This window comes from Mixta mediterraneensis (assembly GCF_014946725.1).
Classification (GTDB): domain Bacteria; phylum Pseudomonadota; class Gammaproteobacteria; order Enterobacterales; family Enterobacteriaceae; genus Pantoea; species Pantoea mediterraneensis.
In genome coordinates this window covers 284,952-298,001 of record NZ_JACFXY010000002.1, presented here as the reverse complement: position 1 = coordinate 298,001, position 13,050 = coordinate 284,952, and the positions used below count along the sequence as shown (strand labels likewise).

At 51.9% G+C, this 13,050-nt stretch carries 12 protein-coding genes and 2 pseudogenes; 7 read left to right on the top strand and 7 right to left on the bottom strand.

The features are described 5' to 3' along the window. Positions 1-10: 10 nt before the first annotated feature. Positions 11-789: pseudogene (locus H2P46_RS05580) on the top strand (transporter substrate-binding domain-containing protein). Between the two features lie 38 nt (positions 790-827). On the opposite strand, the gene pepT reads toward H2P46_RS05580, so the two are convergent. Continuing rightward, complete coding sequence (pepT, locus tag H2P46_RS05575) at positions 828-2,054, bottom strand: peptidase T (RefSeq protein ID WP_193404193.1); 1,227 nt, start codon at positions 2,052-2,054, stop codon at positions 828-830. Between the two features lie 118 nt (positions 2,055-2,172). Here pepT and H2P46_RS05570 point away from each other — a divergent pair, with 118 nt between their 5' ends. Continuing rightward, positions 2,173-3,765 (top strand): ABC transporter substrate-binding protein, encoded by a 1,593-nt coding sequence (locus H2P46_RS05570; protein ID WP_193404192.1) that lies wholly within the window; start codon positions 2,173-2,175, stop codon positions 3,763-3,765. A gap of 64 nt (positions 3,766-3,829) precedes the next feature. Next, positions 3,830-4,482 (top strand): annotated as a pseudogene (locus H2P46_RS05565) (MFS transporter); the annotation flags it as partial. 34 nt (positions 4,483-4,516) lie between these two features. Here H2P46_RS05565 and aldA read toward each other — a convergent pair. Then, positions 4,517-5,953, bottom strand: a complete 1,437-nt coding sequence (gene aldA / locus H2P46_RS05560; RefSeq protein ID WP_193404191.1) for an aldehyde dehydrogenase — start codon at positions 5,951-5,953, stop codon at positions 4,517-4,519. 198 nt (positions 5,954-6,151) lie between these two features. Here aldA and H2P46_RS05555 point away from each other — a divergent pair, with 198 nt between their 5' ends. Further along, positions 6,152-6,418 (top strand): DksA/TraR family C4-type zinc finger protein, encoded by a 267-nt coding sequence (locus H2P46_RS05555; RefSeq protein WP_193404190.1) that lies wholly within the window; start codon positions 6,152-6,154, stop codon positions 6,416-6,418. An 8-nt stretch (positions 6,419-6,426) separates the two neighbouring features. On the opposite strand, the gene H2P46_RS05550 is transcribed toward H2P46_RS05555, so the two are convergent. The 3 genes from H2P46_RS05550 to H2P46_RS05540 are packed head-to-tail and all read right to left on the bottom strand — an operon-like array spanning position 6,427 to position 7,085. Beyond that, positions 6,427-6,525, bottom strand: coding sequence for a YoaK family small membrane protein (locus H2P46_RS05550; RefSeq protein WP_193404189.1), 99 nt, complete (start codon positions 6,523-6,525; stop codon positions 6,427-6,429). Between the two features lie 43 nt (positions 6,526-6,568). Next, positions 6,569-6,892 carry a hypothetical protein gene (locus H2P46_RS05545; RefSeq protein WP_193404188.1) on the bottom strand — a complete coding sequence of 108 codons (324 nt, stop codon included), beginning with the start codon at positions 6,890-6,892 and terminating at the stop codon, positions 6,569-6,571. Next, positions 6,831-7,085 carry a hypothetical protein gene (locus H2P46_RS05540; protein ID WP_193404376.1) on the bottom strand — a complete coding sequence of 85 codons (255 nt, stop codon included), beginning with the start codon at positions 7,083-7,085 and terminating at the stop codon, positions 6,831-6,833. The genes H2P46_RS05545 and H2P46_RS05540 overlap by 62 nt, the downstream gene beginning before the upstream one ends. Before the next feature lie 164 nt (positions 7,086-7,249). On the opposite strand from H2P46_RS05540, the gene rhaT reads away from it, so the two are divergent. Beyond that, positions 7,250-8,284, top strand: a complete 1,035-nt coding sequence (gene rhaT / locus H2P46_RS05535; RefSeq protein WP_193404187.1) for an L-rhamnose/proton symporter RhaT — start codon at positions 7,250-7,252, stop codon at positions 8,282-8,284. Between the two features lie 37 nt (positions 8,285-8,321). Here rhaT and rhaR read toward each other — a convergent pair whose 3' ends face one another. Both rhaR and rhaS read right to left on the bottom strand, forming a co-directional pair. Beyond that, a complete protein-coding gene (rhaR, locus tag H2P46_RS05530) occupies positions 8,322-9,194 on the bottom strand; it encodes an HTH-type transcriptional activator RhaR (protein ID WP_193404186.1) in 873 nt (290 codons plus the stop codon). Positions 9,195-9,205: 11 nt separating this feature from the next. Then, positions 9,206-10,027: an HTH-type transcriptional activator RhaS gene (gene rhaS / locus H2P46_RS05525; RefSeq protein ID WP_193404185.1), complete on the bottom strand. Its 822-nt coding sequence runs from the start codon at positions 10,025-10,027 to the stop codon at positions 9,206-9,208. 293 nt (positions 10,028-10,320) lie between these two features. Between rhaS and rhaB the strand changes: the two genes are divergently transcribed. After that, entirely contained in the window at positions 10,321-11,793 is a 1,473-nt protein-coding gene (rhaB, locus tag H2P46_RS05520) for a rhamnulokinase (protein ID WP_193404184.1), read from the top strand. After that, positions 11,786-13,042 (top strand): L-rhamnose isomerase, encoded by a 1,257-nt coding sequence (locus H2P46_RS05515; protein WP_193404183.1) that lies wholly within the window; start codon positions 11,786-11,788, stop codon positions 13,040-13,042. The genes rhaB and H2P46_RS05515 overlap by 8 nt, the downstream gene beginning before the upstream one ends. Positions 13,043-13,050: the final 8 nt, after the last annotated feature.

Sequence of the window (13,050 nt, the reverse complement as noted above, 5' to 3'; positions counted from 1 at the left end):
TTAATGAAGAATGAAAAAACTGAATGCGCTGTTTCTCGCTCTGGGTATGATGACGTCAATACACGCATTTGCTCAGGAAAGCCTTCGTTATGGTCTCGAATCACAGTATCCGCCCTTTGAAAGCCGTAACGCGCAAGGTGAGCTGGAAGGATTCGACATTGATCTGGGGAATGCCATCTGTAAAGCAGGTAACTTTACCTGTAACTGGGTTGAAAGCAGTTTTGATGCGTTAATTCCGGCGCTGACCGCAAAAAAATTCGACGCAATTAACTCCGCAATGAATATCACTGAAGCGCGCGCTAAAAGCATCGATTTTACCAACCCGATTTACCGCATTCCAACCATGTTAATTGGTAAAGAAGGGCAGGTGACGGCCCCCACCGCAGACGCGCTGAAAGGCAAAACATTGGCGTATTGCAGGGTTCGATTCAGGAAACCTATGCCAAAAAGCATTGGGAATCACAGGGCGTTACCGTAACGTCATATCAGGATCAAAACCAGGTTTATAACGATATGGTCGCAGGTCGTCTGGACGGCACGCTGGTCATGTCTGCGGCTGGACAGTCAGGTTTCCTCAGCAAGCCGCAATGCAAGGGGTTTTCTTTTATCGGCAAGCCGGTAGAAGACGATACCATCCTGGGAACGGGCATTGGTTTTGGCTTGCGTAAAGGCGATGCCGGACTGAAGCAGTCACTGGATGCGGCAATTGTCAAAGTCCAGACTGATGGCACCGTGAAGAAGCTGGCTGAAAAATACTTTCCTGGCATTGATGTCAGCGTGAAGAAATAACTGGATACTGTCGGGCGCTATCACACCCGACAGTTTTCTCAGCGAGCCGCCAGATAACAGAGTTTTTCCGCAACCTGATAAGACTTCACAAACGAGGTAATGGGCAAAAATTCGAAACGCGAATGGAAATTATGCGCGCCGGTAAAGAAATTAGGCGTAAGCAAACCTTTTGCTGATAACGCAGCGCCGTCTGTACCGCCACGCATCGGTATCACCTTCGGCTCAATATCCAGTTCGGCCAGCGCCGTGAAAATCAAATCAATTGCCCGACGATCGTCACCCAGCGCATTACTGATGTTGCTGTAAATATCGGTTATAGCAATGTAGACGTGGCCGGTTGGGTAACGTGCGGCGATATCTTCGACTGCCTGTTGCAATTTCTCTTTGCGCGCCTGATAGCTATTCAGATCAAAATCACGAATCGAGGCTTTCAGCGTTGCCTGGCTGGCATTGGCCTGAATTTCATTGAACCAAATATAGCCTTCGCGGCCTTCGGTATGTTCGGGCGTCTCCTGACGATCAAACTGGCTGATAAAATCATGTGCCATCAGTAAAGGATTCACCAGCACGCCTTTACCTGACATAGGATGAGCAGGCACGCCAGTGAACTTTATTTCTGCCGACGCGCCGTTAAAGTTTTCATATACCACTTCGCCGAGTTCGCAGCAGTCGATTGTCCAGGCAAAATCGACGTTAAAGCGTGTTTCCAGGTCGAGAGCTTTTGCGCCTCGCAGGCCGATCTCTTCATCAGGCACAAACGCCACCACAATGTCGCCATGCTCGCCCTGAAGATTTTCCATTAGCGTCATGACTACCGTCACGGCCGCTTTGTTATCTGCGCCCAGCACGCTGGTGCCATCGCTGAAGATAATCTCTTCCCCCAGATAGGGCGCAATCTCTGGATGTTCATCACGGCGCAGCCAAATATCCTGCTGTACATTCAGGCACAGGTCTTCCCCTTGCCAGGTTAAAATTTGTGGATGAATATCTGGCGACAAGCCCACATCAACGGTATCAATGTGAGTGATAAAACCGATGCGCGGCGCATCAGGACGATTTCCACGCTTAATGGCGGTCACGGTGGCGTGCTGGTCGATAATGATCTCATCCAGCCCCAGCGTTTGCAGTTCGTCAGCGAGCAATTTCGCCATGGCATGTTGACTCGGCGTACTCGGCAGCGTGGTGGATTTCGCATCGCTTTGGCTGCTTACTGCCAGATAACGGAAAAATCGCTGCGTTAATTGCGTCTCTAATTTTACGGTCATCACTATTCCTTATTGTTCCAGGGTTCGCCAGCAAGCCGAATCATGCTATCAATTAAGCATCTCAATGATTCATTTAGATATTCTGCTCATCGGAAGTCAATAAAAAGCGAGGATGATAATGAAATTGAAGATAGCCATGTTAACGCTGCTTGCCGCTGGGATGAGTATGACCGCAAGCGTCAACGCGAAAACGTTAGTCTATTGCTCGGAAGGTTCGCCAGAAAACTTTAACCCACAACTCTACACCTCCGGTACTAGCGTGGATGCCAGTGCGGTGCCGGTATTTAACCGTTTGGTCGATTTTAAAACCGGCACTACCGAACTGGTGCCGAGCCTGGCTGAACGCTGGGAAATCAGCCCGGACGGCACGGTTTACACCTTTCATCTGCGACATAACGTTAAATTCCAGAGCAACAAATTTTTCAAACCCAGTCGCGATTTCAACGCGGATGACGTCATCTTCTCTTTTATGCGCCAGAAGGACCCCAGCAACCCTTATCACGCTGTTTCTGGCGGCACCTACGCTAATTTTGACAGCCTGGAACTGGCTACGCTGATCAAAAGCATTGAGCGCGTTGATGACCATACCGTGCGCTTTACGCTATCTCATGCCGAAGCGCCATTCCTCGCCGATTTAGCCTGGTATTTTGCGTCAATTCATTCCGCTGAATATGCCGACAAGATGTTGAAAGCGGGTACGCCTGAAAAAGTCGATATGAATCCCATTGGCACCGGGCCATTCGAACTGGCGCAGTATCAGAAAGATTCGCGCATTTTGTACAAAGCTTTTCCTGATTACTGGCAGGGCAAAGCCAAACTAGATCGACTGATTTTTAGCATCACGCCAGACGCGTCAGTGCGCTATGCCAGGCTGGAAAAAAATGAGTGCCAGGTGATGCCGTTTCCCAACCCGGCTGATTTAGAAAAGATGCGCGACAACGCAGACATCACGCTGGCACAGAAAGCGGGACTTAATACCGGTTTTCTGGCCTTCAATACCACCAAAGCGCCGCTGGATAACGTTCAGGTACGCCAGGCGTTAGCGATGGCAATCAACAAGCCCGCAATCATTGACGCCATTTTTAAGGGCACAGGCTCTGTGGCTAAAAACATTTTGCCGCCAGGCGTCTGGAGCGCAGATAAGGCGCTAAAAGATTACGATTACGATCCTGAAAAAGCCAAAGCACTGTTACAGCAGGCGGGTATTAAGCCAGGCACTGAAATCTCGCTCTGGGCCATGCCGGTTCAGCGTCCCTACAATCCAAATGCGCGCCGTATGGCGGAGATGATTCAGGCCGACTGGGCAAAAGTGGGAATCAAAGCCAATATTGTCAGTTACGAATGGGGGGAATATCTCAAGCGTGTACGCAGCGGCGAACACCAGGCGGCATTGATGGGCTGGACTACCGCGACAGGCGATCCGGATAACTTCTTCGGCCCGCTTTACAGCTGCACTTCGGCTAAAGGCGGTTCCAACGCCTCTAAATGGTGCTATCAGCCATTTGAAAAACTGATCACCGAAGCGCGAGCCGAGCCGGATCAAGGCAAACGCACCGCACTCTATATGCAGGCGCAACAGATAATGCATGATCAAATGCCTGCGGTAATGATTGCCCATTCGACCATCTTCGAGCCGGTACGTAAATCGGTGAGCGGCTATGAAGTCGATCCGTTTGGTAAGCATATTTTTTATCAGGTGGATATTAAATAGTGACTGCGGGCTGCGGCCCGCATTTTTATGTGCTCTGACGCAGTTTGCTGTCCATCCCAGTGATGGGCCGCTGGGCGGGTACATTCGTCGTCATATCCATGAACCAGCCAGTTTTACCGAGCAGGAGAAGCATGCGGCCCCCTTGAAGGCACTATTTGGTCGCCAGAAATCATTAATCCTGCTGGCGATTGGCCTGATGGTAATCTCAACAGCCGTCAACTACATGCTCAACTACATCCCGACTTATGCGACTAAAACGCTGCATTTCGGGATGGGTAGCCTTTAGCGCAACGCTGGTGGCCGGGATCATTTTAACCGTGGTGACGCCGATCATGGGATTATGGGCTGAGCGTCTTGGTCGATTGCCGCTGATGTGGGGTTCGCTGCTGTTGCTGATCGTGACTATCTCTCCGGCGTTTAAAGCGATGGTCAATCACACCACGCCAACCACGCTAATTTTGCTGGTGGGATGGATGGCATTGCTGAAGTTGCTCTCTTTCTCCACTGTGCCGTCAGTGATGGCCGATATCTTCCCGGTGACCACACGCACCCGCGGCATGGCGATCAGCTATAACGTGGCAGTGACGGTGTTCGGCGGATTCGCACCATTGATATGTAGCATGTTGATTAGCACCACCGGCATCAGGTTATTATTTAATGGCGGTGGCATTGTTAAGTGGTCTGGCCTTGTTGCGCAGCGGTAAACGCGTGACATAAAAACCGGGCCGCTGAATAAACGGCCCAGCTCTATTTAACTGAATTGCAGATAAGCAACGTGCGTTTGCAGAAACTCTTCCAGGCCATGTTTACCGTCAGCCCCGCCAACGCCAGATTTACGCCAGCCCGCATGAAAGCCTTGCATCGCTTCAAAGTTCTCACGATTGACATAGGTTTCACCAAACTTCAGCTTACGCAGCGCGTTCATCGTGGTATTGAGGTTTTGCGTATAGAGCGAAGAGGTCAGGCCATATTCACAATCGTTAGCTAATTCAATCGCCTCGTCCAGCGTTTTAAACGTCATTACCGGCAGTACCGGACCAAAGATCTCTTCCTGCATGATCTCCATATCCTGACGCACATGCGTGATGATAGTCGGCTCAAAGAAGAAGCCTTTATCACCGGCACGTTTTCCACCCAGCACCACGTTAGCGCCATCCGCAACGGCGTTCGCCACTTTTTGTTCCACGCGCTGTAACGCCACCGCCGTAATTAACGGCCCCATATCGATATCCGTTTGCTGCGCCGGATCGCCAAACTTAACCTCTTTAAACGCTGCGGTGAGGGCGGTGATAAAGCGATCGTAGATGCCTTCCTGCACATAGACGCGCTCAGCACAGTTACATACTTGTCCAGTATTGATCACGCGAGAACTGACAATGGCTTTGACGGCGATATCAAGATCCGCATCATCCATGACGATGGCAGGCGCTTTGCCTCCCAGCTCCAGGGAAACTTTCGTCACGTTTTTTGCCGCGGCAGCCATCGTCGCGACACCTGCGCCGACGCTGCCGGTCAGGCTGACTAATCCTACCTTTGGATTGGCCGCCAGCTCCTGGCCAACTTCCGGGCCGTAACCATAAACAAAGTTGATAACGCCTTTGGGTAAACCAATTTCTTGCAGGATTTCAGCAAAAATGCCGGCATTGTTGGGTGTAAGTTCACTTGGTTTGATCACGATGGTGTTGCCGGTAATCAGAGCAGGCGCTGCTTTACGGGCAATCAGAAAGAACGGGAAGTTCCAGGGCAGAATGCCAGTGGTCACGCCAATGGCTTTTTTAAACAGGAAAATGTTTTCGTTTGGACGATCGCTATTAATGATTTCACCTTCGTAACGGCGCGCCCATTCAGCCATGTATTCAAGGTAGTCAGCCGTAAACATCACTTCTGTTTTTGCCAGGCCTTGCGTTTTTCCACCTTCAGCAACAATCGTCGCAGTGAGTTCAGGCTCACGCTCGCGAACCGCTGCGGCGATTTTGCGTAACCAGACGCCGCGCTCAACGGCAGGTAACGCTTCCCAGCCAGGCTGCGCTGTTTCTGCGGCGGCAATCGCGCGGCTGGCGTCTTCAGCGTTGCCTTCAGGAATGCGCGACAGCAGCGCCTCGGTTGACGGGTTAATTACCTCAATCCACTTATCACTCTGATGGGAAACAAATTCGCCATTAATATAATGTTGAAGATGTATTGTCATTCGCAGGTTCTCCGCTATCGGTACGTTACAATTATGTAATCAATGCAGCGTGAAACAGTTCCGGGTGCAGCACCTTTTTCTGATTGCCAGCGCCTTACTTTGTATGGCAACCAACCGCAGGTTGGCATGACATTGACAGCAGATTTGTGAATTTGTTGTAAAATAAAGAGTGAGTTAAGTTAAATTGAGGGCGAAATCATGGCAAATGGTTGGGCGTCTGAAGGGGCAGTACAAGAGCAGATCGACAGTACAGTTAACGATGAAATTACGCGCGTGCGTCAGTCTCTGGGCCATGGCGAAAGCGCGACGGAATGTGAAGCCTGTGGCGAACCTATTCCCGAGGCACGGCGACGTGCGCTACAGGGCGTACGCTATTGTGTGGACTGTCAGGAGAAAATGGATAAGCAACAGAAAGGGGCTGGGCTGTTTAACCGCCGCGGCAGTAAAGACAGCCAACTACGCTAATACGCGCTTCAGGAGCCAGGCATGGCCAGGCCACTGCCGATAAACCAGGCTAAAAAACCCACGCCCGCAATAATAATGGCGATGGGAAACAGAATGCCAATTCTCATTATTTACCTGTTAATGACTGTTGTAAACGGGGTGCTAATGTTATCACGCTATTTGCAACACTGCGCGATGGGTTTTCAACATCGTGAATAACTGAAATTGTGTAGCGTCATCGACATCACGCGACACTTCACCCTTCTTGTAAGTCAGGCGGTGGATTTGTCCAGGCTGCCGCCAGACCACGAGCGCTGAGGCAATCAGCGCGCAATCTTCCGCGTTTTGCAGACACTCCACCGTCGCGTACTGCGATTCATCCAGCCCATTAATAAAAACGCTCACCGCGCCAGCAGGTAAAAAGGTGCGCAGATCATCCAACATTACGCGGCTGACCGAGCGTGAAAGAAGCAGCGTTAACCGCTTCGTTGTCATCACAATCCCTTATATTGATGAAAATTCGTTTATACGGTTTCAACACGCCGATGAAAAGCATTCTTTCTCTCTTTGCCAGACTGCCCGCTATGGCGGCAATCAGTACGAAAATGTGCTGCGCCACACCACAAAAAAACAAAAAATATCTTAATAATAAGCAGCTTAACAGGTTGAGCATCTGAATTTCCGACAAATGCTAATTTGTGATCTCCAACAGGAGTAACGGGCAAATATTGCCATCAGGCTGGCGTCTCCGGCAGCCATCCAAAGGCTGATGAATTCCTGCAAACCGTAGACTGCCTGTTAAGCGGGAACCGCTGGGTTTCCTGTAGGCCTCAACCTTACCAAGGAATAACAATGAACAGTGCCATTATTGCAGGTATCTTCTGGCATTTTGTCGGAGCTGCCAGTGCCGCGTGCTTCTACGCGCCTTTTAAACAGGTGAAAAGATGGTCATGGGAAACCATGTGGTCAGTGGGCGGTGTGATGTCATGGCTGATTTTGCCATGGGCGGTCAGCGCTGTATTACTGCCAGACTTCTGGGCATATTACGGCAGCTTTAACTTCTCTCAGCTGCTTCCGGTGTTCCTTTTTGGCGCTATGTGGGGCGTAGGGAACATCAACTATGGCCTCACTATGCGCTATCTCGGCATGTCGATGGGAATAGGTATTGCTATTGGCATTACGCTGATGGTGGGTACACTGATGACGCCGCTGATTCAGGGACGCTTTGGCGAGCTGTTTGCCTCAACGGGTGGGCGGCTAACGCTGCTGGGCGTGTTCGTCGCGCTGATTGGGGTGGCGATCGTGTCGCGCGCCGGTCTGTTGAAAGAGCGTGCGCTGGGCATTAACGCCGAAGAGTTCAACCTGAAGAAAGGCTTAGTGCTGGCGATCATGTGCGGCATTTTCTCGGCAGGCATGTCGTTTGCCATGGACGCAGCAAAACCCATGCATGAAGCCGCCGCGCAGACCGGTATCGATCCGCTCTACGTCGCGTTGCCTGGCTATGTCGTTATTATGGGCGGCGGTGCGCTGGTTAACCTGGCATTCTGTTTCTTCCGCCTGGCAACCAAACCCGAGCTGTCGGTGCGTAAGGATTTCTCACTGGCGAAACCGTTGCTGCTGGCTAACATCGCTTTTGCCGTACTCGGCGGCACCATGTGGTATCTGCAATTCTTCTTTTATGCCTGGGGCCACGCCAAAATCCCACCGCAGTACGACTATGTGAGCTGGATGCTGCACATGAGCCTGTATGTGCTGTGTGGTGGTTTGGTTGGGTTATTGATGAAAGAGTGGAAATCAGTCGGGCGTCGTCCGATTGGTGTGCTATCAATTGGCTGCGTCGTTATCGTCATCGCCGCTAACATCGTGGGTCTTGGCCTGGCGGCTTAACGTCAAAGCAATGGCGAGCCTGCAATGCAGGCTCGCTTTACGGTTTTGCCATAGCGGTGGTTTGGCTGGCGGGGCGAGGTGCAAAGAAACGCTGGCGCCAGGCACTGGGCGTCAGACCTGTATCCCGGGTAAACACCACCGAAAAATAGTTGCTGTCATCAAAGCCACAGCGGGCAGCGACTTCTCCAATCAGACAATCCTGAGTACGTAACAGATATTTCGCCTGGCAGAGTTGCAACTGACGCAGGTAATGACCAACGGTCATACCGGTTTGCTGGCGAAAAAGCTGTTTAAGCGCGCGTTCATTAAGTTGATTTTGCTGACAAAATAGCGCCAGATCGAAAGGACGAGCAATCGCGCCTTGTAAGGCTGACATCAGCAAGTCGAGCTGTTCGCCTTCAGGCAGTGCCCACGGGCGATCGGCTGCATAACCATGACGACGTAAAATCAACGCCAGTTGTAGGAATAATGCTTCAGATAACTGTATCGAAAGCGGATCGGTTTTGCGGCTTTCACGTTCAAGCTGGGTAATCACGCTGCGCGCTAACGCCATACCGCGCGTCGTTAAGCGCCAGCAGCGGGGTGCATCATCGCCTTGCGGTGGTAGCAGTTGATTCCACTCCAGCCCGAGACCAAAGCGGTCGCGACAGTACAAGATATTATCCAGCACCAGGTCGTTGACGCTATCGTAACTGTGGCAGTCATTATCGCGAATATAAAAGACGTCGCCGCAGGTGATTAGCCAGGGGCGATCGTTGAGGATATGCAGGCCATTACCGCGCCAGACGATAACAATCTCGCTGAACTCATGTCGATGAGGCGGAAAAGAGGGCTGAGGCATACGTTCGGCCACCGCCACCGGCAAACTGGCGGCGGGAAAGTAATCCTCTCGACTGAGTATCAACGTCATGGTTGACTCCTTTACAATATTTGTTGGCGCTCCGCGCGTGGAGCGCAGCCAAATTCGCGCCTGAACAGGGTAGAAAAATGGTTGCTGTCACCGAAACCGCACTGAAACGCGATATCGGTAATACGCATGTCACTGTGTCGCAAGAGATGACGCGCCTGTAGCAGGCGTAACCGGTTAAGATAGCGCTGCGGCGTACTGCCGGTTTGCTGCTTCATCTGTCGATGCAGCGTGCGTAGCGACAGCGAAAACTGATCTGCCAGCGCCTCCCAGACAATCTCATCACTGTAATGCTCATTCAGCCAGTCAAGCAATCGGTGTAACCGCGCTTCCTGATCCTGAGCCTGCTCATTGCGACAGGTCTCACGTAATAAAACCAGTAATTGTAAAAACAGCTGTTCCTGACGCGCCTGTTTTTCCAGCGACCACGCATCATCCTGCCGCATCTGGCTAACCACATTCAGCGCCTGAGCCATCACTTTGTGATTGATGCGCCAGTGCGAGGCATGCTGGCCTTCATCATCCACAGGCAGCAGCGCCTGCAACCCTGACAGAAAGCGAAACGCATCAGGGCTGCGATAAAGTACATTGGTCAGGCAAAGATTCGCTGTTTGTTCATAAAGATGACGATCGTGATCGCGCACAAAGCAGACGCAACCGGCACAGAGCGTTTGCGGCTGGCCATTAAACACATGAATTCCCGACCCCTGTTCTACTAATACTATTTTATGAAAATCATGATGATGTTCAGGAAAGGCCTGCTGCGGTACGCGAGGCTCAATAGCAATCGCGTAATCGCCTTCCGGGAAAAAATCAGCACTGTGTAGAATGGTCATAATCGCCTCTTGTTACTGTTAACAAAACTGTAACCGAGTCTAAACAGGCCGCCCGCACCTTACCTTGAATTTTTATCTTAACTCAGCAGGAATCATGCTGTTTATTCAAGAAATTCTCAGCAGATAACAGAATTGCGGCGAAGGTCACATCTCGTTCCTTGCTGCCTCTGTGATCTCTCTCACGAACTTCTTTGCAAGTCTGCCAGCGACAATGGCTCACTGGCAGTATGGGGAAGGTGGCAAAACCGCAAGGTTCCTACTCTGTGATCGTCAAATCACAGGAATAACACGCCATGAGTAAGCGAAATATCGTTGCCGTAGATTTAGGCGCTTCCAGCGGACGGGTAATGCTCGCGCAATGGGATGCAGCAGCTCGCCATCTCAGCCTACGGGAAGTGCATCGCTTCGCCAATCAGCGTCAGCACCGTGTCGGTTACGACTGCTGGGATGTTGAACAACTGGAGCAGGAGATTCGCGCAGGTCTGGCGCAGCTTGATGCTGAAGAAACAGTGGCAGACAGTATTGGCGTCGATACCTGGGGCGTAGATATAGTGTTGCTCGACGCTCAGGCCAAGCGCGTCGGCGAAGCCGTCAGTTATCGTGATGCACGGACCCACGGCATAATGGAACAGGCGCTGCGGGATTTAGGCAAAAACGCCATTTATAGCCGCACCGGCATTCAGTTTCTTCCTTTCAATACCCTGTATCAAATGCGGGCGCTGCATCAAATGCAGCCCGACTGGCAGGCTCGCGTGGCGCATGCCTTGATGATGCCGGATTACCTGCATTATCGCCTGACCGGCAACATGAACTGGGATTATACCAATGCCACCACGACGCAGATGCTCAATATTGAGAGCGGTGAATGGGATGCTGATCTGCTGGCCTGGGCGGGTGTCGATGCCAAATGGTTTGGCAAGCCGCAGGCGCCAGGTAATACCGTGGGTCACTGGCAAAGCGCCACTGGCGTACAGGTTCCGGTGATAGCTGTCGCCACGCACGATACCGCCAGCGCGGTGTTAGCGACGCCGCTGATACAGGACGATGCCGCCTATCTAAGTTCAGGCACCTGGTCACTGATGGGATTCGAAAGTTTACAACCTTATGCCTCTGAAGCCGCGCTGCGCGCCAATGTGACCAATGAGGGCGGTGCAGAGGGCTATCGCGTATTAAAAAACATCATGGGGCTGTGGCTGCTGCAACGTGTTTGTAGAGAGCTGAATATCGACGACCTGTGTGCCTTCATTGCTGATACAACGCATGAGCCTGCGTGTCGTTCGCTGATTAACCCCAACGATTCGCGATTTATCAATCCCGACAGCATGGTCAGTGAAATCCAAAATGCCTGCGCCGAGCAGGGCATGCCGGTGCCGCAATCAGCAGCTGCCTTAGCGCGCTGCATTTTTGACAGCCTGGCATTGCTTTACCGTGAGGTGATTAACGAACTTGCGGCGCTGCGCGGCAAACCCTTCAGCCAACTGCATGTGGTTGGCGGCGGCTGCCAAAACCATTTCCTTAACCAGCTGTGTGCCGATGCCTGCCAGATTCCGCTGCTGGCTGGGCCGGTAGAAGCCTCAACGCTAGGTAATATTGGTTGCCAGCTTATTGCGCTGGGTGAATTCACCGACGTGGCAGATTTCCGCCGCTGCGTGGCAGACAACTTCCCGTTAGAAAAATTTGAACCGCAAACTAACAGCGCCTTTGCTGCCTGTCAGGCACGCTTCACGGCGCTGAGTCAACCTGCTAAGGAACTTGCTTATGACTAAGCTGATTGAACAAGCCTTTGAACTGGCGAAACAACGTTACGCTGAAACAGGAGTCGATGTTGAACAAGCCATTCAGCGTCTGGACAGCGTGTCTGTGTCTATGCACTGCTGGCAGGGTGATGATGTACGTGGATTTGAAAACCCGCAAGGTACGTTGACGGGGGGAATCCAGGCAACCGGTAACTACCCAGGCCGCGCCCGTAATGCAGAAGAACTGCGCGCCGATCTCGATAAAGCCTTGTCATTAATCCCAGGCCCCAAGCGCCTCAATCTGCACGCCATCTATCTTGAAAGCGATCAACCTGTTGAGCGTGATGCGATTGAACCTAAGCATTTCGCCAACTGGGTAGAGTGGGCAAAGCAAAACGGTCTGGGACTCGACTTCAACCCAAGCTGTTTTTCGCATCCGCTGAGTGCCGACGGCTTCACGCTGTCGCATGCTGACAAAAACATTCGTCAGTTCTGGATCGATCACTGTAAAGCCAGCCGTCACGTCTCCGCTTATTTCGGCGAACAGCTTGGTACACCGTCAGTGATGAACATCTGGGTACCTGATGGCATGAAAGATATCACGGTTGATCGTATGGCACCGCGTCAGCGACTGCTGAGCGCACTGGATGAGGTTATCGCCGAGAAATTAAACCCCGCGCATCACATTGATGCAGTGGAAAGTAAGTTGTTTGGCATTGGCGCTGAAAGTTACACCGTAGGTTCCAGTGAGTTTTTCCTGGGCTACGCCAGCAGTCGCCAGACTGCGCTGACGCTAGATGCCGGTCATTTCCATCCAACGGAAGTCATCTCTGACAAAATTTCCGCCGCCATGCTCTATGTGCCACGCCTGCTGCTGCACGTTAGTCGTCCAGTGCGTTGGGACAGCGATCACGTTGTGCTGCTTGATGATGAAATGCAGGCGATTGCCAGCGAAATCGTGCGCCATCAACTGTTCGATAAGGTTCACATTGGCCTCGACTTCTTTGATGCCTCCATCAACCGCATCGCGGCGTGGGTTATTGGTACACGCAATGCGAAAAAAGCCTTACTGCGCGCCTTGCTGGAGCCAACGGATCACCTGCGTAAGATCGAAGCGGAAGGCGATTACACCGCGCGCCTGGCGCTGCTGGAGGAGCAAAAATCTCTGCCGTGGCAGGCCGTGTGGGAAGCCTGGTGTTTGCGCCATGATGTCCCGGCAGATGCCAGCTGGTTAAGTAATGTGCGCCATTACGAACAACAAATTCTGAGTCAACGTTAAGGATTCAC